Origin of the sequence: Legionella saoudiensis (assembly GCF_001465875.1) — a bacterium.
GTDB lineage: Bacteria > Pseudomonadota > Gammaproteobacteria > Legionellales > Legionellaceae > Legionella > Legionella saoudiensis.
Genome location: NZ_LN901322.1, coordinates 391,033 through 411,553 on the forward strand (window position 1 = coordinate 391,033; position 20,521 = coordinate 411,553).

Consider the following 20,521-nt stretch of genomic DNA (forward strand, 5'->3'; position numbering starts at 1 on the left):
GCTTGGAACCGCACTAGGGATAGATTCCTGCCTACACAGAATGACAAAACTCTTAATCAAAACAGCGGGAATTAATGCTTTCCCCTCTTTTATCTTTTATTGTCATTATCGTGAGAATGTTGTCCGCCTTTTCTTCCAGCTTCTTGGACTGTCATACCTTCAGAGCCTTTTTTTCTATCTGCATTTTTTCCTGAACTTTCATCATTTCTTTTTCTATCCTCATTAGAGCTTGAACTTTGACCACTTTGATTTGAAGTATTCATACAATCTCCTTTTAGTATGTTATGGAATAATTTCTATCCCAAACTAAGTTTAGTTAAGACCGATGAAGCTGGTATCAAGGTTTTCCTTTGTTTTGCTTAGAAAACGAAAGGTTCAATGAGAAACTAAGCTCTTAGTTTTGACCTTAGCAAACAGCGAGATTTTCTTATAAGTAGGTAAAAAATGAGGGGGAAGGAAATTACCTCTGCTGAAAAAATCAGCAGAGGTAGAGTAACTTATTTTTTAAAGCCAACGGGGATTTTCAAATGAATTTGTTCATGAGAACTGCTCGCTACAGTACCATTAGTAGCATTTGCCAATATGTAGCTGATTGAAAATGGATCATATCCTGCTAGATGAGTTTTGTATTTACAAACTACACCACCATCTGCTGGGTTATACGTTACCCCATCGTTTTTATAATGATGCGCATGAAGATTGGTAGGAATGTTAGTTCCAGCTAATACGGGACCCTGGAATAAAGGATAAGTAGGAGCTCCGCTATTAACTCGTTCAATTCCAGGACCTGCCAAATAGCTTCCATAATTGGTTACTATTTCAAAACCTTTAGTACCAATGTCTGGACAATCAACAGTAATTTTAACTTGCTGTGTTGCTGGAGCAAATGGCATGTCTGCAAAAGCAGCAGAAACACCTAAACCGGAAACTAAAAGACCTGATAATATTTTACTTAGTGTACGCATCATATCTCCTTGTTATGTTAGTTAATTAGTAAAAATTATTATTTCTTACTTCCAATTTGCTACCACGGTACTCCTGCATAATAGTAGGAAATAAAAAAAAATACGCAATGTACTACTTACGGCCTTTTACAAAGGGGAACCTTTGATTTTTTTATTGGACCTAAGGATATGAGATCTATTTTTCCATGTGATATTTGCAAAATCTGATGGCCGGTGAGATATTTTAGGCTTCAAATGCGTACGAGAATCATGGATCGCCAGGCAGAATCTTTTATTATTCCCAGGTGCATTCGACTACAACCCTTATTGCTTACCAATTAGTTTTAATGCACTCAAGGCTAAACGCATTAAAAAAGCCATTGAAGAGCAAAGCGTTATAACTCCTGGCAGAATCTAAGGAGGCAATGGAAATGATTATATTTATCGCGGAAGTAAAAAGTAAAAAACAGACCTATGGGGAAATGGCGAAGAAACCAAAAGGTTCAAAGCGCGGAACCTTGCGTTGTGTTATTTCGCTTGTTACAACGAGGAACATTATCTTGTATTTGACGCAGGAATCAGGCAATGTAATTGGATAAAATCCATAACGATTTTAACAAAATTTGGATCCCAAAGGTTGTTATGGTCTTTATTGTCTAAAGCAGCAAAGATTTTAGGCTCATTGGCTTTATTAAAAAGCGTAGATCCCTGTGCAAATGGTATTAGCTTATCCTCTTTACCATGCAAAATAAGCACAGGAGATTTGACCTTAGCTATTCTTGAAAGCGAATCATATTTATCTGATGGTGCAATAAAAATCCAGGGATAGTGGTAACGAGCAACTGCCGGCAAGGAGGTATATGGAGACTGCAGGACTAAAGCACAAACGGGAAATTCTTCTGCCATTTTTACCGCCACACCGGTACCTATAGATTCACCATAGAGCACTAAATGTTGCGAAGGAATTCCTTGTTGCTGCAAAAAATGGATGGCCGTACGTGCATCAGTATAAAACCCCTCCTCAGTTGGGCTCCCCTTATTTCCCCCATAACCACGATACTCTAAAAGCAAGACCCCAAATCCAACATCTAAAAATGCACGGGCCAAAAACATACGATAACCGATATGCCCAGCATTTCCATGGAGTAGTAATATGGTAGGTTGATTTGTGTGGGCTGCTTTGTACCAGGCAAGAAGCTCGATACCATCACTGGTTTTAAGATGCAACTCTTGCATGTCCATGGCATGATAAGCTTGCCGCGTAGGCACCTCTTGAGCTGGAAAATAAATTAAATTACGTTGAAAAACGTACATTAACAAAGAAAGGATAATTAGTGTAAAACAACCAACCTTAAGGATATCTATAAGCATTGTGAACATCCTAAAAAAGTTAACTGTCTTAGTGCTATTTCTTTATTATTGCTATTACTCTGATTTTTGCAAGTACTTCACTACACTCAATACATGCAATCATGTTGTATAATTTAAATACAATACTACTCAGGGACGGCAACCACCATGAAAAAAATAATTTTGCTTTTATTAGTCCTTTTACCTGAACTATTTTTAACCGGATGCATTATTGGCACAAATTCCACGCCCGAATATGTATCACCGGGGTATAATGCAAGTCATATTTCATCTACTGGCTATGGTATAAGTGATTATGGCCTTGGATTTGGGACTAATTATAATCCCCGTTATGGTTTAATGGATTTTGGTATTGAACATTAGAAAAACTCATAAAATAAAAGTCATTTTTTCGCAATGGTCTAAGAATTTTGCAAGATCCTGATACCACATATTCGAATTTTTTTCAATTAGAGCATTAACTAGGTTGTTCTAAAAAATCTGCTTATATATGATGAAATATGAAATCAATTTCTTGGTTTGAAAATATATTATGGATCTTGACCCACTTATTTTGTCACGCTTACAGTTCGCCTGGGTTATTGCTTTGCATATTCTATTACCAGCCTTTACCGTAGGGCTTGCTTCTTATATTGCTTTACTGGAAGGCATATATTTTGTAAGTAAACGTGATATTTATTTTCGTATTTCCGGATTTTGGACAAAAATTTTTGCGATCACCTTTGGGATGGGTGTGGTTTCGGGCATTGTCATGCCCTTTCAATTTGGCACCAATTGGAGCCAATATGCTGATGCAACAGCCAATGTCCTTTCCCCACTGTTCGCCTATGAAGGGCTCACTGCATTTTTTCTCGAAGCGGCATTTTTAGGAGTACTCTTATTTGGTCGCAGCCTTGTTCCGCCTTGGGCCCATTTTATAGCAGCGCTGATGGTCGCATCGGGGACGCTTATTTCTTCATTTTGGATTTTAGCCGCAAACAGCTGGATGCATACTCCAGCAGGTTATTCGCTTATTGAGGGGCGATTTTTTCCAACCGATTGGTTAAGCATTATTTTCAACCCCTCCTTTCCCTATCGATTGGCTCATAATGTGACTGCCTTTTATATAACAACAGCTTTAGTTGTTATTGCGGTGGCTGCTTATTTTATTCGCAGGCAACAATTTTTAACAGAAGCTAAGATCATGTTTTCCATGACCTTTTGGCTCTTAACCATCTTAGTACCATTGCAAATTATCATAGGTGATATGCACGGGTTAAATACTCTTAAGTATCAGCCGGCCAAGCTTGCTGCAATTGAGGCGCACTGGAATACTGAAGAACGAACTCCCTTGGTACTTTTTGCTCTTCCTAATGAAAAAGAAGAACGAAATGACGCAGTCATTGAAATTCCCTGGCTTGGTAGCCTGATTCTCACTCATCACATTAATGGCATCGTTCCTGGATTGAAACAGTTTCCTGCCGATCAGCGTCCTCCTGTAGCAATACCCTTTTTTGCGTTTCGTGTCATGTTTGGCCTTGGGTTGATAATGTTAGGGCTGGTCCTACTCAGTTTATGTCTAAGAATCGGGCATCGCTTATATACTCCCTGGTTTATCCGCCTTTGCCAATTTGTAGGTCCTCTTGGCTTTCTGGCAGTACTTGCAGGATGGGTAACCACTGAGGTAGGAAGACAACCTTGGACCGTTTATGGTTTATTACGTACGGCGAAATCAATTACGCCCTCCTTAACCGGTGGCGATGTGCTTTTCTCACTTATCGGTTATATGGCAGTGTACTTAATTATATTTCCTGTTGGCGTTGCGTTAATGGGACGGATCGTGCGTAAAGGGTTTCCAGTAACTACAGATACACAATCACCGATTGAAGGTGGCCAGCATAAAAGCCCAATTACTACATTACCGGAATAATAATTATGATTATTGATTTCGTCCCCTTATGGACATTTCTTCTTGGCCTTGCCATTTTTTTATATGTATTGCTTGATGGATTTGATTTAGGCGTTGGGATGCTGTATGGGCTTGCGCCCAATACGGCGGCACGGAATTTAATTATGAATTCCATAGCTCCCATTTGGGATGGCAATGAAACTTGGTTAGTGTTTGGTGGTTTAGGTTTGCTAGCCGCATTCCCTCTTGCATTTTCCATCATTATTCCCGCCGTTTATTTCCCCATCCTGGTAATGTTACTGGCTTTGGCATTTCGCGGAGTAGCTTTTGAATTTCGTTTTAGAGATGCAGAACATGTTACTTTTTGGGACCATGCTTTTTGTTTTGGGTCCCTTATTGCTACCTTTGCTCAAGGCATAGTACTTGGGGCATTTATTCAAAGCTTTAAAGTCGAAGGACGACATTTTGTGGGCAGCTCCTTGGATTGTTTTACCTGGTTTTCCTTATTTACAGGCATTGCCTTGGTATTTGGTTATGGCTTATTAGGCGCAGGATGGCTTATTTTTAAAACTGAAGGCACCTTACAAGAATCCTCGCGGCGTCAAGGGCGTTGGTGCTTTATCGGCGTTATTCTGGCGATTATTATCACTACACTATGGACACCGTTTATTGATGTAGATATTGGTACTCGCTGGTTTTCTTGGCCTAACAGCCTCTATCTTGCACCAATACCAATTATAACCATTGCAATCGCTCTTTTCGAATGGCGTATGCTGCATAATCAATCAGAAATCGCTCCTTTTATTGGTGCAGTTGGCTTATTTCTTATTTGTTATATAGGAATAGCCATTAGTTTGTTCCCGATGATTATTCCCCATCAATTTACCTTATGGCAAGCAGCTTCTTCCCCCGACACCCAAACCTTTTTACTTGTTGGCACGATGTTTTTATTGCCCGTTATTCTTATGTATATTGGTTGGTCCTACTGGGTATTTCGTGGAAAGGTTAGAGCAGATATTGGTTACCATTAAGCTCATGGACTACTCCAGGTTGCCCTTAAAAAAATAGCCTGTAAAGGCAATAAATAAATGATTTTCTCTAATATAAAATAGAACGGCAGTTCGCTTTTCTTAGTTATTTCTTAGTTAAATTAATTATAAAAGGGACATAAAATGACTACACTTGTGGGCACGCAAAAGGAGTTTCATGACGCCTTATATGAACTTTGTGAATTAGATTATGATGCCATAGAAGCTTATAAAGCGGCTATCAATCGTTTAGAAAATAATGCATATAAGAATGTACTTACCGAATTTCTTTATGATCATGAGCGCCATGTTCAGGAGCTGACCAACATACTGCGAAGCCGTCAACACCCATTTCCTGATGGACCGGGCATGAAGGAGTATTTGGCCCAAGGAAAGGTAGTATTAGCGAATTTAATGGGTGACCGTGCAATCCTTAAGGCAATGGTGTCAAATGAGGTAGACACGAATACAGCCTATGAGCGCGTCAATAATTACAGTGATATTTGGCCTGACGCATTAGCAATTTTGCAACGTGGTTTAGAAGATGAGCGAAGACACAAGCAATGGTTAGAGTCAACGCTGGAGAAAACGCAATAAAAAGATACCTAGTAAGGGGATGATTTTGCCTAAGCAAAATCTCCCCACTTTTTGAAGATATAAGACAAACTTTATAAGGGGATACATGGATCAGTTTTACACTCTTCACTAGGCTCCACCTCACGTAATGATAATTCATTTTTTATTAGGTATTTTTTTAAGAGATACAGCACAATTCCCTCTATTTTATCATCGGTATTTTCAAATGAGCCCTCTGTATTTTTATTATCCATAATCACTCCTTTCAGTAATGACCTAATCCAGTATTTATTGGCGTTGCAAGTTTAGTTTTTAATTATTTTTTAACAATTCCGATCTTCCCTAATATCAATTGGAAAAATAGTATGTTTCAAAAACTTTAATTTTTATGAACTAACCTATGATTAACTAAACATTTAATTAAAGGGAGCTAATTAAATGAATACCCATATTCAAACTAAATTAGTGGCTGTGTTGAATCATGCCCTTATACCTCTAAAGGAACAAGATGAATCTTTTCAACATTTGATTAGCAAAATAGGAGATGCTCGATTTGTACTGATTGGCGAAGCAAGTCATGGTACCCAAGAATTTTATCAAGCACGCATTAAAATAACGCAGCAACTAATTAAGGAACATGGTTTCATGGCGGTTGCTATAGAGGGCGACTGGCCAGATGCTTATAAGGTCCATCGTTATTTACACGGCGAGGGGAGCAAAAAAGATCCGATAAAAGCCTTAGATAAATTTCAACGCTTCCCTACTTGGATGTGGCGCAATACAACGATTCCTCCTTTTATTTCTTGGCTTCGTGAGCATAATGATGCGCTTGACCCTAAGCAAAAAATCGGATTTTATGGACTTGACTTGTATAGTTTAAATTCATCCATGCATGCAGTAATTGATTTTCTCATGCAGATAAATCCAGAGGCAGCTGAGCAAGCTAAAAAACGCTATGCCTGTTTTGACCATACCGGAACAGATCCACAGTTGTATGGCTATTTAATCAAGAAGGGTGTAAAAAAATCCTGCCTTAATGAAGCTGTGGCAGAATTAGTCGAATTACAGCATCAGGAATTTAAGTATACCCAGGATGGAGCAACACAAGACGACTATTTTTTTGCAACGCAAAACGCACGTTTAGTAAAAAACGCCGAGCATTATTATCGAACCATGCTTGATGGTTATGTCCCCTCCTGGAACATCAGGGATCAGCATATGGCAGAAACCCTCAATGTTTTAGCGGATCATTTAGAACAGCGCTTTGATAAACCCGCTAAAATAATTGTCTGGGCACATAACTCTCACGTGGGTGACGCACGAGCAACAGAAATGGGCTCAAGAGGCGAATTAAATCTGGGACAATTGGTACGGGAACAACATAATGGCCATACCTATTCCATCGGTTTTTCTACTTATGAGGGTTATGTGACCGCAGCATCAAATTGGGATGAACCCGCGGAACGAAAGCAAGTGATTCCTGCTTTCCCTGGGAGTTACGAAGAACTATTTCATGAGGCGGACTCAAAGCATTTCCTTTTGGATTTAGAAGACAGCCCCAAGCTTGAATACTTTTTTAAAGTTCCTCGCTTACAACGAGCAATTGGAGTGATTTATCGCCCTGATACAGAGCGCTTTAGTCATTATTTTTTTACTTATTTACCTTATCAATTTGATTCTATCATTCATTTTGATAAAACCAACGCTTTAGAACCATTGGATACCTAGCTTACTTGTTTTATATTTAATAATTGAATGGTATAAAAAACTACTCCTTAAGCGAAACATTATGACCTTAAAATTCGGCTGGCTACACGAACTATATACCAATTGGCAAAACGACCGCATATCAAGTCTTGCTGCCGCTCTTGCTTATTATACTTTATTTTCTCTAGCGCCAATTTTATTGATTTGTATTTCAGTAGTAGGCGCCTTATTTGGCGAAGATGCGGCACGAGGGCAAATATTAGGGCAGATTAATTCCTTATTAGGAGAACAAGCTGCTTTGCAAATCCAGGAAATGATAAAAAACGCCAATCATCCTTCTACCGCCTTCATTGCTCGAATTTTCAGTATTATTATTTTATTATTTAGTGCCTCACGAGTTTTTAGTTCAATTCAAGAAGGGTTAAATATCATTTGGGGTGTGCAATCTAATCCCAATAAAAAATGGTTTGCGGTGGTAAAAAATCAATTCTCATCTTTTGCGATGATTTTGATTTTTGCTTTTTTGCTATTTACGTCCTTAGTCTTAAGTGCTGCGTTAGCGGTTTTAAGTAGCCATATTGATTATTTTGTTGGTGCAAGTATCTTTATTGAACTCGTGATGAGTTACTCTTTTTCTTTTTTATTAGTCACCTTACTCTTTGCCATGATGTTTAAAAATTTGCCTGAGATTGAACTTAAATGGAGTGATGTGTGGGTAGGTGCTTTAATTACCGCCTTATTATTTAGTTTGGGGAAAATAGCTATTGGTTTTTATTTAAATAAAGCTCAGATTGCTTCGGTATTTGGGGCAGCAAGCTCGATTATTGTGTTGTTAATATGGGTTTATTACTCGGCACAAATTTTCTTTATTGGGGCAGAAATAACTAAAATTTATACGAGCCATCGCTCTTCTTAGCGTTTGCGGCAAAGAATCTCCTGAATGTGGCACGCATCAACTCCGCAGTCCATTCAGGAGTTTCCTCGCGTTTCTTGCGATGGTGTACCTCAGCGAGCATCCAAAGCCACTTTAATCCACCCATCGTTTCGCGCATCAAATTGTTTATAGGCCTCTACAATATCATTCAAAGATTCTTTCTGAGTTAGGATAAGCATGGGATCAATGCGCTCATCCTCCATCAAAGCCAATAGTTGTGGTATGTAGATTCGGTGAGGGCAATTTCCCATGACCAGCTTTAAATTTTTATTCATTGCCTCGCCAATAGGATAAACCGTAAAATTAGGAGGATAGACGCCTATAATCGAAATAGTCCCACATTTTGCGACCAACTTCACAGCTTCCCTTAAAATATAACTGGGAGCATTTCCAGGAACCCAATTCCCTGAAGATACTGGAGCATAAGATGTCACTTGCAATACTTCTTCATCAAATTGTTGCTTCATTTTTTTCACATAATCCAAGCAGGGTCCCTGGGTTGGCGCATAAGCATCAATACCTACCGCATCAATCACTACATCGGCCAACATTCCATTGGTCAAATCTTTTAATACCTCTGAAGGCGATTCCTTATTAAAATTAATACATTCTGCCCCTTGCTGTTTTGCCATCTCCAAACGAGAAGGTATTGTATCTACAGCAAAAATTCGTGAAACACCTCTTAACTTACAACTGGCAATAGCAAATTGCCCCACCGGGCCGCAACCTAATATAACAACTACATCCCCTCGTTTCACTTGAGCCATGTCAACGGCAAAAAAAGCCGTAGGAAAAATGTCAGAAACCAGAATAGCTTGATCATCACTAATGCGAGGAGAAAGTTTCACCAGATTATTATTTGCATAAGTAACGCGTATGTATTCGGCCTGGCAACCGTTAAAAGCACCAGATAGTTCAGGCCCTCCGTAAAATGCAGTCCCTTCTCCATTAGGATTAGCCTGGTCACACTGAGAACTGCACCCTTTACGACACATAGGACACACGCCACAGGCGATCGTAGAGGGAATGACTACTCGATCTCCTTCTTTTAAATTTCTCACCGATGCGCCCAGTGATTCAACTACGCCTACCCCTTCGTGACCTAAAATAGTTCCTTGTTTCATTGGCCCCATAGTTCCTCGAATAAAATGTAAATCTGTACCACAAATTGCAGCGGTAGTTATCTTTACAATCGCGTCAAAAGGATCACGTATAGTGGGCTTAGGAACCTCTTCGAGGCGGATATCTCTTATCTCATTAAATACAAGTGCTTTCATAATAATACCTCCGAAATTAGATAGTTTGTTAAAGTAAAGAGGTAATTACTTGATGCTATTGGAAAATTAATACTTTTTAAACTTATGCCTTCTTGTATAATTATAGAGCATTGGTTTATTGGTGCTGATTATCTAAAGGCAAAATTTTGAACAATTCAATCTTAGGTTCTAAAATAATACTAATAAGCCACTAATTGTTTCTGCAAGGCACTTTTCTGGTACTTTTCTTTAAATAAATGGAGCTAGGAATGGCGCGATCAATTTGGAAAGGTGAAATTTCTTTTGGACTGGTATCTATTCCAGTTTCTTTGTTTTCCATAGAGGAAAACAATGAGATTCATTTCCATCTGCTTAATGCAAAAACCAATTCGCGTGTTCGCTATCAACGTGTCGATGAAGAAACGGGCAAAGAAGTACCTTGGGATGAAATTGTAAAAGGTTATGAATATGAAAAAGGTAACTACATTATTGTAAATGAAAAGGATTTTGAAAAAAGAAGCCCCGAATTATTTAAAACTATTGATATTGAAGAATTTGTAGATCTCAATGAAATTGATAACTTATATTATACAAAACCCTACTACTTAGTACCGGAAGGGAAAAATAAAAAAGCCTATGTGCTCTTGCGTGAAGCCTTAAGAAAAACAAATAAAGTTGGGGTTGCCAAGACCATACTCCGGACTAAAGAATATCTCAGTCTTATTTTACCTCATCATAACACTCTTCTTTTATATCTTATTCATTTTAAAGATGAAATCCGTTCAGAAGAAGAATTAAATGTTCCTAAAGAAGAAACTAAAACCTATAAAATTTCAGATAAAGAAATAAAAATGGCAGTGGATTTAATTAATGATATGAGTGCAAAATGGGAACCTGACAAATACCATAATGAATATCGAGAAACCTTACAAAAATGGCTGGATCAACAAATCCACAAGTTAAGTTCTTCCGGCAAAAAAGTCACTAAAGCCACCCCAAGCCATGATGCAGTGGTTGATTTTGTATCTTTATTAAAAGAAAGCATGAAGCAAAAAACCAAGAAACCTACGAAAATAAGACGAACTAAAAATAAGGAGTAATGCAATGAGCTTAGCTCCATATCGCAAAAAAAGGGATTTTACACAAACTCCAGAACCTAAAGGCAAAGTGATACGTAAAAAAAACCGTCTTTTTGTAATTCAAAAGCATGCTGCCAGCCATCTTCATTACGACTTTCGTATTGAGTTACACGGTGTTTTAAAAAGTTGGGCCATCCCCAAAGGACCTAGTTTAGATCCTCAAGTAAAACGTCTGGCAATGCATGTAGAAGATCACCCAATAGAATATGGCAGTTTTGAAGGAATTATCCCCAAAGGGCAATATGGTGGCGGCACCGTAATGCTTTGGGATACAGGTACCTGGGAACCTCTAGATGAGAACCCATATGAGGCTTATGTGCAGGGCCATCTGCGTTTTAAACTACACGCTGAAAAATTAAATGGACGCTGGGACTTAATCCAATTCAAGGACGAAAAACACTGGTTCTTAATTAAATACCAAGATGAATACGCCCAAAACCAGAACGATTACGATGTGACACGTGTTTTAGACAAAAGTGTTTTGACGCAGGAAAGCATAGAGGAAATTGCCAAACATTCGGAACAGATATGGAATAGCAAAGAAGCAAAAAAAACATCCACAAAAACCTCAAAAGCCAAACCCCCGAAAGCTGATTTAACCGAAGTGAAACAAAGTGAGTTTCCCGATTTTATCTCACCTCAATTAGCTACTTTAGTGGATAAACCACCGAGCGGCTCACAATGGCTTCATGAGGTAAAATTCGATGGATACCGGATTCTAGCCTTTAAAAATAATCAAGAAATTAATCTAAAATCAAGAAATAAGAAAGATTGGACTAAAAACTTTCAACCTGTAGCCGATGCAATCGCACAGCTCCCCTTTGAGCAAATTATTTTTGATGGAGAAGTTGTTGTCTTAGATTCCAAAGGAAATTCAAGTTTTCAGTTATTACAAAATTATTTATCAAACCCCAAAAGGGCTCCTTTTGTTTATTATGTTTTTGATCTCCTTTATTACAATGGTTATGACTTAAGAACACTTCCATTAATAGAGCGCAAATCTCTTTTACAGACGCTGTTGAATGGCGCCGACCCCATGCTGCGCTATACAGAGCATGTAACTGAAACGAAAAAAAGTTTATTGAAGACATTCTGTAATCAGGGCTACGAAGGCCTTATCTCCAAACAGATAAACGGTAGCTATCAATCAAAACGAAGCAAAGACTGGTTAAAAGTAAAATGCCTAAAGCGTCAGGAGTTTGTAATTGGAGGATATACGCCACCTAAAGGTACAAGAGCATACTTTGGTTCGCTTTTTTTAGGGGTATACAACAAACAAGGGACCCTGGATTATGTAAGTAATGTCGGAACCGGATTTACTGAAGCCTTAGAAAAAGAAATTTATCAGCAATTAAAGAAAAATGAAATTAATGACAATCCTTTTAATTCAAAGCCTCCAGATGCCTCTTATGCTCACTGGGTAAAGCCCAAATTGGTATGTGAAGTACAATTTAGTGAATGGACTAAAGATGACCATTTACGCCATCCAAGTTTTAAAGGATTGCGCCTTGATAAAAAAGCACAAGAGGTAATTAGAGAATATGAGGAGCCTTTAGAAGAAATAACTGAGGCTCCCCGCCCCTCTTCTCCAAAAAAAGAATTTATTATTACTAACCCCCATAAAATTTTATACCCAGAGGATAAGATTACAAAACAGGATTTATTAACGTATTATGAATTAGTTTGTGACCATATGCTGCCCTATATCAGTTTGCGTCCCTTAACTTTAGTTCGCTGCCCTAGTCATTATGAAAGCTGTTTTTATCAGCGTCATTTTAATGAGGCTAAGCATAAAAACCTTTTCCCCATTGAAGATAATTATGAAGGCAAATCAGAGCAATATATATATTTAAAAGATAGAGAGGGATTATTAAGCCTGGTGCAAATGGGGGTATTAGAAATACATCCCTGGGGTAGCCAAATTAATCATCTAAACCAACCTGATATTTTAGTTTTTGACTTAGACCCTGCACCTGATGTGCCCTGGGGTAAAGTAGTTGCCGCAGCCTTGGAAATACGTGATTATTTAATCCAGTACAAGCTTACTTCTTTTGTAAAAAGCACCGGCGGTAAGGGTTTGCATGTGGTTATTCCTATAAAACCAGAATACCCATGGGAGAAGGTAAAAGAATTTACACACGTATTTGTGCAACTTCTAGAGCAATTAAAGCCTAAAGACTATATTAGCAAGATGACTAAGTCCAAGCGCTCAGGAAAAATTTTTATCGATTATTTACGTAATCAACATACGGCCTCAGCAATCGGCGCTTATTCAACGCGAGCACGCGCACATGCCCCGGTATCAACCCCTCTTTCCTGGGATGAGTTAAGCGACCATATTGAAGATAATACTTATACGATCAAAACCTTACCAAAGCGCCTAGAGCAATTAAGAAAAGACCCTTGGGAGGATTTTTGGCAAATTAAGCAATCATTACGGCTCGATGAATTATTAAAATAGCCTACAAAAATATTGTCAAAAAACTTATCACAGAAATAAATAAAAAACCAAATAAATTTCATTTGTTTAAATAAAAATAGGACCTATTATTTTTAAATTTACTTCTCGATAAATAGGGCCTATTATTTTTAATTACTCATAAGATTTAAGGATAAACATGCAGAAAGAAGCGAACATTCTCACCGGAGTTTTCCCAAATAAAAAAAATGCCGAAAAAGCTTTTAATTGTGCTATAGCGTGTGGTTATTCCCCACAAGAAATAAATGTAATCATGTCATCAGAATCAATGAAAAAGATTTTAAATAATGAAGAACCGTCAATTACGCAAGGCGGAGCGGTTGGTGGCGCCGTTGGTGGCCTTATTGGGGTATTAGCAGCTTTAGGAGTTAATGCCGTGCTTCCTGGCATTGGCTTTGTTATAGCAGGCCCTTTAGGCGGTATTGTGAGCGGAACGCTAATGGGTACACTCGTCTCTATGGGTATTGCAGAAATGAACGCACAAGAATATGAAGAAAAAATAAATAAAGGCGCGACCATCCTTACCGTAGAACAACGCTTTAAAAGCGATTTAGAAGAACAGTGGCGCCAATTAGAGAAATAGCGTTAACATACGTATTTCTCATAGAAAACAGGGTTGCCAAGCAACCCTGTTTCTGCTCTTTTTATTCTTCGTTTCTATTACGACCACCGTGAGAATGTTGACCTCCTTTTTGACCGATTTCGGAATGGAAACCAGGTTGCTTTTTCTCGATGGTTTCAGCTCCTCTTTTTGCTTGCTCGGAAAGTTCTTCAGGACTGTATTTTTCGGCACGAGCTTCACCGCCTTTTCGGCCTGCTTCCTGAACAGTCATCCCTTCGTTTCTTTTATCTTCTCTCTTATCCATAGTAAATCTCCTTTTCTATTGATAAAATAACAAGTCACTTTTATTATTATTTGATCTAATTATAGACTAATATTTACAAAATAAAGTTAAAATTTTAATGCCTTTTTTTGTCACTTAATTCTTCAGATATTTCTGTTGGAGAACTAAATTCATCCAACTGAATATTTCTAATTTCATCAAGAATTTCATCAGGTGCACCATTATTAGTAGCGCAATCAAGAATATCTTGTTTCGATGCAGGATAATCAATCCCTTTTAGAAATTTTTGCACAGAAATTGGACTTAAGTTTTCCTGATTTTTCATTATAATCTCCTTTTATATTTAGCAATTATACTATAGATATTTTATGTACATTTTGCTAAATTTTTTTGTTATTTATTTCTTTGCATGTTGCCAAATAATTGGCAAATCCATGCGGAGCGCGACCTATTTTTCTTCCACTAGTACACACATATAAATTAGCATCAGATATTTTTTTAAAATTTAACAATGAAAGGCGATTCCATAAATCATGATCTTCTGCTGTTTCCAGCTCAAACCATCCGCCTATTTTCTGATAAACATCGGCACGAATCCCTAAGTTTGCTCCATGGATATGAGGATGTGTTCCATCAGGATTAATCGTATAATTATTTAAAAAAATTTCTGCCACTCCCGCTTCATGCTCCTCATAATTATCAACACGTACGGTGCCACTTACGCCATGAACTCCTTTGCTTGCCCACACAAGCTGATTACTTAACCAGTTTAAAGGTACTTCGCAATCAGCATCCGTGTTTGAGAGCCAACAGGATTGCAGAGGACCTTTATAGCGCTGTAAAGCAATCAAAGCGGCTTGTTTCCGGGCAGAACCAACACATTCTTTTGCAATTTCAATAACACAACCGTTATTTTTTAACAGTTGAGTAGCAATGGTATAGGTTTTATCCGTAGAAGAATCAACGCATAAGACAATATCTGTAGTGCTATACGGTTGCACTTGCCGGCAGGCCAGCAAAATTGATTTAAGGCAGCGCGGTAGTAACTCTTCTTCATTTTTAGCGGGAACCAAGACGCAAACATGCCATTTCTTAGCATTCATTTTATTCGCTCCAAATTATAAGGGGAATATGTTTCAAATGCTCTTTGTGCAGATAATAAAATATTAGGGGGTAAAATAGCTTTACCATGAGGATGAGTGATTTGTGATGAATAACAATCTATTGCCCTGCATTTTTGTTGCATTGCCTGCGCAGATAATGGGTGAATACATAAGGGCAAGTGCTTAATCTCATCAAATGTTTTTTGCTGCCAAGTCCAAATGAAATAGAAAAATAAAGATACATTTAGGGCTTCATAAATTTTAATAGCAACCCGCCCTGTTGCCTCGTGATCTGAGTGGTAATCTCCATACCAGGGAGCGAATAAAATATCTCCTGGTTTAATTAAGGGAATAATTAATTCTAATAATTTTTCTTCTATAGAATCAAGGCTCCCATCACCTAAGCTTAATCGAGTTATTTTATTTGATGATAACCCCAGATTAACTAGGGCTTTTTTTTGCTCTTTTATCCTTATTTCCCTAAGGTTATCCATATCATTATAAGCATTTTCCCCATCAGTTAATGCAATAATTTCCACCTCAATTTTATTTTTTATAAAATCATGTATCAATCCACCCACACCAAGGGTTTCATCGTCAGGATGAGGCGATAAAACAACAATTCTCCCTAGGGGAATATTGAGCAATGGAAGATTTTTTAGTGATAAAATCCATTCTTTTTCTTGATTCATAAAATCACCATTTTTTTATTTTCAAATAAAATTTTAGTATAAAATTAAAGAATGATAATTAAATTTAAGGAAGAAAATTATGAAAGCACTTTGCTGGCATGGAAAACATGATGTGCGCATAGAAAATGTTCCTGAACCTCAAATAATTAATAAACAAGATGCAATTATTCGTGTTACTCATACAGCTATTTGTGGTTCTGATTTACACCTTTATGATGATTTGATGCCCACCATGAAAAAAGGAGATATCCTTGGCCATGAATTTATGGGCGAAGTGGTGGAAGTTGGTTCTGATAACTTGAAGTTAAAAGTAGGCGATAAGGTAGTAGTTCCCTTCACTATTTCTTGCGGAAAATGCTCTTTTTGCCAAAAGAAATTATTTTCTTTATGTGATAATTCAAATCCCAATGCTGCCTTGGCAAAAAAACAATTAGGACAATCACCCTCAGGTTTATTTGGTTATTCTCACTTGTTGGGTGGATTTTCAGGAGGACAAGCTGAGTTTGTACGTGTTCCCTTCGCTGATATTGGACCGATTGTCGTTCCTAATGAAATCCCTGAAGATAAGCTATTATTCCTGAGTGATATTTTCCCCACGGGCTATATGGCTGTTGAAAATTGCATGATACAAAATGGCGACACCGTAGCGATATGGGGATGCGGGCCTGTGGGGCAATTTGCCATTCAGAGCGCCTGGATGTTAGGAGCTGGTCGTGTTATTGCTATAGATTGCGTGCCTGAGCGCCTGCGCATGGCAGAACAATTAGGCAAAGCAGAAGTCATTAATTTCAAAAATGAAGACGTTTATGATGCGCTCATGGTAATGACCAAGGGAAAAGGACCGGACCATTGCGTGGATGCTGTGGGTTGTGAGGCCCATGTGGGGCCAAAACTAGATTCCATTATGGATCGCGTTAAACAGTCCCTGTACCTTACAACAGATCGCGCCCATGTACTACGTGAAGCCATACAGTGTTGCGCCAAAGGAGGGACAATCTCTGTACCTGGTGTATATATTGCCTTTTTAGATAAAATTCCTTTTGGCGCAGCAATGAATAAGGGATTAACATTTAAAATGGGTCAAACCCATGTGCAGCGTTATCTTGATCTTCTTTTGCAAAAAATTATTTCTGGTGCTATTGATCCATCACAAATTATTACCCACCGCATTCCGCTAACCGATGCGCCCCAAGCTTATTCAATGTTTAGCGAAAAAAGAGATGATTGTATTAAAGTGGTCATGACCCCCTAAATTAAGGAGCTGTTATGGATATTTACGAATATATTCGAGCTGATCACGAAGAGGTGAATCATTTATTTAAGCTATTTGAAAAATCAAACAATGCCGTTCGTCGACAACAAATTATAGAAATGTTAGTAAAGGAGTTACTTATCCATTTGGAGTCTGAAGAAAGAACCTTTTATAAAACGCTGGAAAATTTTTCATCAACCAAAGACGATGCGCTTCATGGAAAAAAAGAACACAAACAAATAGAAGAAAAGATTAAAAATATTTTACCCGTAAAAGAAGGCCAAGAATGGAATAAAAAAGTTCAAGAACTTAAAAAGTGCATTGAACATCATGTTCATGAAGAAGAACACCAATTATTTAATAAAGCAAAAGAGATTTTTTCTGCAAATGAAGCTAACGTCATAAAAGAAAAAATGCACTATCTGAAACAAATGCTCAAATTATCAATTTAATAGAGTATTATTACGAATAAGTTAGCCTGGTCATTCCGCACAAGCGAAAAGACCAGGTGGGATGCTGCAATTAATTAATTTTTTTTACTAGGGACTTTTTCTCCCTTTTCTCGTGCTTTTGATAAGCCAATTGCTATTGCTTGTTTCCTACTTTTCACTTTCTTATCGCCTTTGCCACTATGCGCTTTACCTTCTTTGTATTTATGCATTTCTTTTTCTACTTCTTTTTGCGATCCTTTACTGTATTTTGTCATCATATTCTCCATCAAGTGTTCTTCTAATATAATAGCTTATTTTGCAAGGATTTATTGATCAGTTTACTCTTCCATTAGTTAACTGTTTTTATTTAAAGGAGCTTCGTGAATATGATAAAAAAAGGACTAATAATTCTTAGTGCTAGCCTCTTTTTTCCCGTAGCAAGTGATGCAAAAGCATCGATACAAAAACACCTGCCCATTAGCCTTTATGGCATCGAAGAATCCCCCAATACGCAAAAATTACCTGCATGGGGAGAAAAAAATATAGAATTAATTAATGAGCATGCAATTAATCCCTCGGAACGGTATTTGCGTGTACATATACCTGCTGGCAGTGCCAACCCGGGCTCGTCCCCTCCCCTTCCCCTAGGCGGCGCTCAATTTTACTATCCCATAACCCCAACAAATAAACCGATTAGGCTAAGTTACTTTATACGTTTCCCTGAGCACTTTCCGTTTGATACGCTTCGGCAAAACAAACCTTACACATTAGGGAAACTACCTGGTTTATATGGCGGCGTAGGAAATACCGGCAATAATACTCCTGATGGAACTGATGGATGGTCCACACGCTTTATGTGGTGTGACTATATTGAATCACGTAAAAAGAAAGTGCGTGCTGGCGGAGAAGTTCTTTTATTTACCTATGGCTCTGATCAAGGCACTTATGGGCATCCCTATGGTACTCATGTTGGATGCAGTAATTGGACTTTTGCAAATGATAATCAATGGCATAATTTACAACAAACAATTCACCTTAATACACCAGGTGTTGCCAATGGGCGTTTAGAGGTATGTTACGATGGACAATTGGTATTAAGACAGAACAATATTATTTTTCGTACTACTCCTGACTTAAAAATAAATGGGATTATTTTCCAAACTTTTTTTGGTGGTTCTGGTCCAGAATATTCTGCACCTGTGGATACGTATATTGATTTCGCTAATTTTTCAATTTATGTCGAGAATAAAATTCCCGAAGGCTGCACTAAAATGACTAATAAACCTCTTAAATAAACGATGATTCATGTCATTTTAATAGGGTTATCTCCTGATAAAATTCCGGAAAAGTTTATTTGTGTATTCATTTTTCTTCTCTATCCTTATCCATGCGGTACTCATGTAGTTAAGTACGTGAAATTTTTACTTTAGGAGAGATAATGCATATTTTTCTTAAACTATTATCTGGTGTGGTAATTTCCGGTTTAGGCAGCCAGGTTACTTTAGCAGACATGCCATTAGCTCCAGCACTCAAAAATTAAAATTACGGTAACCTGCCCTAAAATTGGCAACAGGAGTGATTCTGTAACTAAGCATGGCAGGATATGATCCATTCTCAATTAGCTACATGCTGGAGAATGCCACTTATGGTTTTGTTGCTGGCTCGGATTTGAGCAAATCCATATTAAAATTCCTGTTGGTTTAAACTAACCTTTCTATGTGTAAAACATAATAATGCTTAAACGTCATCTTCTTTTTTGTTTGGGATGACGTAATTTATACCCCCCTACCCTATCAATCCGGGTTAAAGCAATTATTCTATTCGCTATGTGCAAATATTTTTTGTTCGTCTTTAGATAAATTTTCTATAAAAAATTCCATATTTTTTAAAAATACGTGCAAAGTTGACGATATTTTTATTAATGCGTTATATTATTCTTTTTTTGTAAAAGCAGTTGTTTGCTAGAGGTTTAATGAGCATAAAAAAGTATTATATAAATCAAAAAGAATATCCTAGTTTTTGGGACTCTGCCTTCGCTATTCAGGGTTCCGTCACGCCCCGAGTATATAAAAAAGTGTTAGCGTTTACTGCCTATGCTTATATGATTTCTATCCTTAGCCCCTATGTGCCTTGGATAAAAATTCCTATAAGTCCCTTTGAATACGCCGGTGTTGTGATGGGATTGGTATTAGTTTTTAGGGTGAATGCGGGTTATGACCGTTGGTGGGAAGCCAGAAAAATGTGGGGAACCATTGTCAATTGCTCTAGAAATTTAGCCGTGCTTGTGAAAAATTATGCCGTTTTTTCCAATGAATTAGAACGTAATAAGACCTTTGGTTTAATTACGTCACTCCCCTACCTTATGAAAAATAACCTAAGAGGCATATCTTCTACTGATGAAGTTAAATCGCTATTGGATGAGAATGATTATGAGCAATTACAGCATTGGACTCATAAGGTTAACTTTGCTTCCTCGCAACTTGCTGCGATTTTATCTTCCTTGTATAAAAGCGAACGAATTAATCAGTTTGCTTTTTTGAAAGCCGAAAAATTACGGGAAGATCTACTCGATTGCCAGGGAGCTTGTGAGCGAATATTAAAAACACCAATGCCTTTTGTAATGGCTATCAAATCACGTCGTTTTATTTTCTTATTTCTATTAATTCTTCCCATGGCCCTAGCTGATTATTCCATTATTGATCCTTTGGTTACTGCCTTAGTTGCGTATGCCCTTTTATCTTTAGATCAAATCGGCGTGGAATTGCAAAATCCTTTTTCAACTCAAAGCCTCAGTCATTTGCCGCTAAATGATATTTGCGGCACCATTAGAGATAACATATCAGAAATTCAAAGATAAGGCTTGCTGCTATCAACAC

At 37.7% G+C, this 20,521-nt stretch carries 23 protein-coding genes; 13 read left to right on the forward strand and 10 right to left on the reverse strand.

Annotated features, from left to right (window positions below; all coding sequences use genetic code 11):
- Positions 1-89: 89 nt before the first annotated feature.
- The 3 genes from BN3124_RS17000 to BN3124_RS06035 form a co-directional block, all read right to left on the reverse strand.
- Positions 90-263: a KGG domain-containing protein gene (locus tag BN3124_RS17000; protein ID WP_149865213.1), complete on the reverse strand. Its 174-nt coding sequence runs from the start codon at positions 261-263 to the stop codon at positions 90-92.
- A 234-nt stretch (positions 264-497) separates the two neighbouring features.
- Positions 498-968 carry a hypothetical protein gene (locus BN3124_RS06030; protein ID WP_149865214.1) on the reverse strand — a complete coding sequence of 157 codons (471 nt, stop codon included), beginning with the start codon at positions 966-968 and terminating at the stop codon, positions 498-500.
- 531 nt (positions 969-1,499) lie between these two features.
- A complete protein-coding gene (locus BN3124_RS06035) occupies positions 1,500-2,315 on the reverse strand; it encodes an alpha/beta hydrolase (RefSeq protein ID WP_058533891.1) in 816 nt (271 codons plus the stop codon).
- 147 nt (positions 2,316-2,462) lie between these two features.
- Here BN3124_RS06035 and BN3124_RS06040 point away from each other — a divergent pair, with 147 nt between their 5' ends.
- From BN3124_RS06040 to BN3124_RS06055, 4 genes are all read left to right on the forward strand, one after another.
- Complete coding sequence (locus BN3124_RS06040) at positions 2,463-2,678, forward strand: hypothetical protein (RefSeq protein ID WP_058533892.1); 216 nt, start codon at positions 2,463-2,465, stop codon at positions 2,676-2,678.
- Positions 2,679-2,847: 169 nt separating this feature from the next.
- Complete coding sequence (locus tag BN3124_RS06045; protein ID WP_058533893.1) at positions 2,848-4,224, forward strand: cytochrome ubiquinol oxidase subunit I; 1,377 nt, start codon at positions 2,848-2,850, stop codon at positions 4,222-4,224.
- Between the two features lie 5 nt (positions 4,225-4,229).
- On the forward strand, positions 4,230-5,234 hold the full coding sequence (locus tag BN3124_RS06050; protein WP_078061495.1) for a cytochrome d ubiquinol oxidase subunit II: 1,005 nt from the start codon (positions 4,230-4,232) through the stop codon (positions 5,232-5,234).
- A gap of 141 nt (positions 5,235-5,375) precedes the next feature.
- A complete protein-coding gene (locus tag BN3124_RS06055) occupies positions 5,376-5,828 on the forward strand; it encodes a DUF2383 domain-containing protein (RefSeq protein ID WP_058533894.1) in 453 nt (150 codons plus the stop codon).
- 71 nt (positions 5,829-5,899) lie between these two features.
- On the opposite strand, the gene BN3124_RS17175 is transcribed toward BN3124_RS06055, so the two are convergent.
- Entirely contained in the window at positions 5,900-6,061 is a 162-nt protein-coding gene (locus BN3124_RS17175) for a hypothetical protein (protein ID WP_196398901.1), read from the reverse strand.
- 184 nt (positions 6,062-6,245) lie between these two features.
- Between BN3124_RS17175 and BN3124_RS06060 the strand changes: the two genes are divergently transcribed.
- Together BN3124_RS06060 and BN3124_RS06065 are read left to right on the forward strand one after the other, a co-directional pair.
- Positions 6,246-7,535 (forward strand): erythromycin esterase family protein, encoded by a 1,290-nt coding sequence (locus BN3124_RS06060; protein WP_058533895.1) that lies wholly within the window; start codon positions 6,246-6,248, stop codon positions 7,533-7,535.
- 61 nt (positions 7,536-7,596) lie between these two features.
- Positions 7,597-8,430 carry a YihY/virulence factor BrkB family protein gene (locus BN3124_RS06065; RefSeq protein ID WP_058533896.1) on the forward strand — a complete coding sequence of 278 codons (834 nt, stop codon included), beginning with the start codon at positions 7,597-7,599 and terminating at the stop codon, positions 8,428-8,430.
- An 89-nt stretch (positions 8,431-8,519) separates the two neighbouring features.
- On the opposite strand, the gene BN3124_RS06070 is transcribed toward BN3124_RS06065, so the two are convergent.
- Positions 8,520-9,725: a zinc-dependent alcohol dehydrogenase gene (locus BN3124_RS06070; RefSeq protein ID WP_058533897.1), complete on the reverse strand. Its 1,206-nt coding sequence runs from the start codon at positions 9,723-9,725 to the stop codon at positions 8,520-8,522.
- A 248-nt stretch (positions 9,726-9,973) separates the two neighbouring features.
- On the opposite strand from BN3124_RS06070, the gene ku reads away from it, so the two are divergent.
- From ku to BN3124_RS06085, 3 genes are all read left to right on the forward strand, one after another.
- Positions 9,974-10,804 (forward strand): non-homologous end joining protein Ku, encoded by an 831-nt coding sequence (gene ku / locus BN3124_RS06075; protein WP_058533898.1) that lies wholly within the window; start codon positions 9,974-9,976, stop codon positions 10,802-10,804.
- 4 nt (positions 10,805-10,808) lie between these two features.
- Entirely contained in the window at positions 10,809-13,304 is a 2,496-nt protein-coding gene (gene ligD, locus BN3124_RS06080) for a DNA ligase D (RefSeq protein WP_058533899.1), read from the forward strand.
- A 157-nt stretch (positions 13,305-13,461) separates the two neighbouring features.
- Positions 13,462-13,905, forward strand: a complete 444-nt coding sequence (locus tag BN3124_RS06085; RefSeq protein ID WP_058533900.1) for a hypothetical protein — start codon at positions 13,462-13,464, stop codon at positions 13,903-13,905.
- 61 nt (positions 13,906-13,966) lie between these two features.
- Here BN3124_RS06085 and BN3124_RS06090 read toward each other — a convergent pair whose 3' ends face one another.
- From BN3124_RS06090 to BN3124_RS06105, 4 genes are all read right to left on the reverse strand, one after another.
- Positions 13,967-14,188 carry a hypothetical protein gene (locus tag BN3124_RS06090; protein WP_078061496.1) on the reverse strand — a complete coding sequence of 74 codons (222 nt, stop codon included), beginning with the start codon at positions 14,186-14,188 and terminating at the stop codon, positions 13,967-13,969.
- A gap of 94 nt (positions 14,189-14,282) precedes the next feature.
- Entirely contained in the window at positions 14,283-14,492 is a 210-nt protein-coding gene (locus BN3124_RS06095) for a DUF2795 domain-containing protein (RefSeq protein ID WP_058533901.1), read from the reverse strand.
- 55 nt (positions 14,493-14,547) lie between these two features.
- On the reverse strand, positions 14,548-15,270 hold the full coding sequence (locus BN3124_RS06100) for a glycosyltransferase family 2 protein (protein WP_058533902.1): 723 nt from the start codon (positions 15,268-15,270) through the stop codon (positions 14,548-14,550).
- Positions 15,267-15,962 carry a PIG-L deacetylase family protein gene (locus tag BN3124_RS06105; protein ID WP_058533903.1) on the reverse strand — a complete coding sequence of 232 codons (696 nt, stop codon included), beginning with the start codon at positions 15,960-15,962 and terminating at the stop codon, positions 15,267-15,269. The genes BN3124_RS06100 and BN3124_RS06105 overlap by 4 nt, the downstream gene beginning before the upstream one ends.
- A gap of 79 nt (positions 15,963-16,041) precedes the next feature.
- On the opposite strand from BN3124_RS06105, the gene BN3124_RS06110 reads away from it, so the two are divergent.
- Both BN3124_RS06110 and BN3124_RS06115 read left to right on the forward strand, forming a co-directional pair.
- Positions 16,042-17,214: a zinc-dependent alcohol dehydrogenase gene (locus tag BN3124_RS06110; RefSeq protein WP_058533904.1), complete on the forward strand. Its 1,173-nt coding sequence runs from the start codon at positions 16,042-16,044 to the stop codon at positions 17,212-17,214.
- Between the two features lie 14 nt (positions 17,215-17,228).
- Complete coding sequence (locus BN3124_RS06115; protein ID WP_058533905.1) at positions 17,229-17,666, forward strand: hemerythrin domain-containing protein; 438 nt, start codon at positions 17,229-17,231, stop codon at positions 17,664-17,666.
- Between the two features lie 74 nt (positions 17,667-17,740).
- On the opposite strand, the gene BN3124_RS06120 is transcribed toward BN3124_RS06115, so the two are convergent.
- Complete coding sequence (locus tag BN3124_RS06120; protein WP_078061497.1) at positions 17,741-17,923, reverse strand: DUF6496 domain-containing protein; 183 nt, start codon at positions 17,921-17,923, stop codon at positions 17,741-17,743.
- Between the two features lie 108 nt (positions 17,924-18,031).
- Here BN3124_RS06120 and BN3124_RS06125 point away from each other — a divergent pair, with 108 nt between their 5' ends.
- Both BN3124_RS06125 and BN3124_RS06130 read left to right on the forward strand, forming a co-directional pair.
- On the forward strand, positions 18,032-18,940 hold the full coding sequence (locus BN3124_RS06125; RefSeq protein WP_058533907.1) for a polysaccharide lyase: 909 nt from the start codon (positions 18,032-18,034) through the stop codon (positions 18,938-18,940).
- Between the two features lie 677 nt (positions 18,941-19,617).
- On the forward strand, positions 19,618-20,502 hold the full coding sequence (locus tag BN3124_RS06130) for a bestrophin family protein (RefSeq protein WP_058533908.1): 885 nt from the start codon (positions 19,618-19,620) through the stop codon (positions 20,500-20,502).
- The last annotated feature ends 19 nt before the right edge of the window (positions 20,503-20,521 follow it).

What these genes read in the sequence shown, in the direction of transcription:
- BN3124_RS06125 (WP_058533907.1), top strand. Translation starts at nt 18,032, where the DNA reads ATGATAAAAAAAGGACTAATAATTCTTAGTGCTAGCCTCTTTTTTCCC.
- BN3124_RS06045 (WP_058533893.1), top strand. Translation starts at nt 2,848, where the DNA reads ATGGATCTTGACCCACTTATTTTGTCACGCTTACAGTTCGCCTGGGTT.
- BN3124_RS17175 (WP_196398901.1), bottom strand. Translation starts at nt 6,061, where the DNA reads ATGGATAATAAAAATACAGAGGGCTCATTTGAAAATACCGATGATAAA.
- BN3124_RS06030 (WP_149865214.1), bottom strand. Translation starts at nt 968, where the DNA reads ATGATGCGTACACTAAGTAAAATATTATCAGGTCTTTTAGTTTCCGGT.
- BN3124_RS06110 (WP_058533904.1), top strand. Translation starts at nt 16,042, where the DNA reads ATGAAAGCACTTTGCTGGCATGGAAAACATGATGTGCGCATAGAAAAT.
- ligD (WP_058533899.1), top strand. Translation starts at nt 10,809, where the DNA reads ATGAGCTTAGCTCCATATCGCAAAAAAAGGGATTTTACACAAACTCCA.
- ku (WP_058533898.1), top strand. Translation starts at nt 9,974, where the DNA reads ATGGCGCGATCAATTTGGAAAGGTGAAATTTCTTTTGGACTGGTATCT.
- BN3124_RS06120 (WP_078061497.1), bottom strand. Translation starts at nt 17,923, where the DNA reads ATGATGACAAAATACAGTAAAGGATCGCAAAAAGAAGTAGAAAAAGAA.
- BN3124_RS17000 (WP_149865213.1), bottom strand. Translation starts at nt 263, where the DNA reads ATGAATACTTCAAATCAAAGTGGTCAAAGTTCAAGCTCTAATGAGGAT.
- BN3124_RS06085 (WP_058533900.1), top strand. Translation starts at nt 13,462, where the DNA reads ATGCAGAAAGAAGCGAACATTCTCACCGGAGTTTTCCCAAATAAAAAA.
- BN3124_RS06055 (WP_058533894.1), top strand. Translation starts at nt 5,376, where the DNA reads ATGACTACACTTGTGGGCACGCAAAAGGAGTTTCATGACGCCTTATAT.
- BN3124_RS06115 (WP_058533905.1), top strand. Translation starts at nt 17,229, where the DNA reads ATGGATATTTACGAATATATTCGAGCTGATCACGAAGAGGTGAATCAT.
- BN3124_RS06040 (WP_058533892.1), top strand. Translation starts at nt 2,463, where the DNA reads ATGAAAAAAATAATTTTGCTTTTATTAGTCCTTTTACCTGAACTATTT.
- BN3124_RS06095 (WP_058533901.1), bottom strand. Translation starts at nt 14,492, where the DNA reads ATGAAAAATCAGGAAAACTTAAGTCCAATTTCTGTGCAAAAATTTCTA.
- BN3124_RS06035 (WP_058533891.1), bottom strand. Translation starts at nt 2,315, where the DNA reads ATGCTTATAGATATCCTTAAGGTTGGTTGTTTTACACTAATTATCCTT.
- BN3124_RS06065 (WP_058533896.1), top strand. Translation starts at nt 7,597, where the DNA reads ATGACCTTAAAATTCGGCTGGCTACACGAACTATATACCAATTGGCAA.
- BN3124_RS06070 (WP_058533897.1), bottom strand. Translation starts at nt 9,725, where the DNA reads ATGAAAGCACTTGTATTTAATGAGATAAGAGATATCCGCCTCGAAGAG.
- BN3124_RS06105 (WP_058533903.1), bottom strand. Translation starts at nt 15,962, where the DNA reads ATGAATCAAGAAAAAGAATGGATTTTATCACTAAAAAATCTTCCATTG.
- BN3124_RS06090 (WP_078061496.1), bottom strand. Translation starts at nt 14,188, where the DNA reads ATGGATAAGAGAGAAGATAAAAGAAACGAAGGGATGACTGTTCAGGAA.
- BN3124_RS06050 (WP_078061495.1), top strand. Translation starts at nt 4,230, where the DNA reads ATGATTATTGATTTCGTCCCCTTATGGACATTTCTTCTTGGCCTTGCC.
- BN3124_RS06100 (WP_058533902.1), bottom strand. Translation starts at nt 15,270, where the DNA reads ATGAATGCTAAGAAATGGCATGTTTGCGTCTTGGTTCCCGCTAAAAAT.
- BN3124_RS06130 (WP_058533908.1), top strand. Translation starts at nt 19,618, where the DNA reads ATGAGCATAAAAAAGTATTATATAAATCAAAAAGAATATCCTAGTTTT.
- BN3124_RS06060 (WP_058533895.1), top strand. Translation starts at nt 6,246, where the DNA reads ATGAATACCCATATTCAAACTAAATTAGTGGCTGTGTTGAATCATGCC.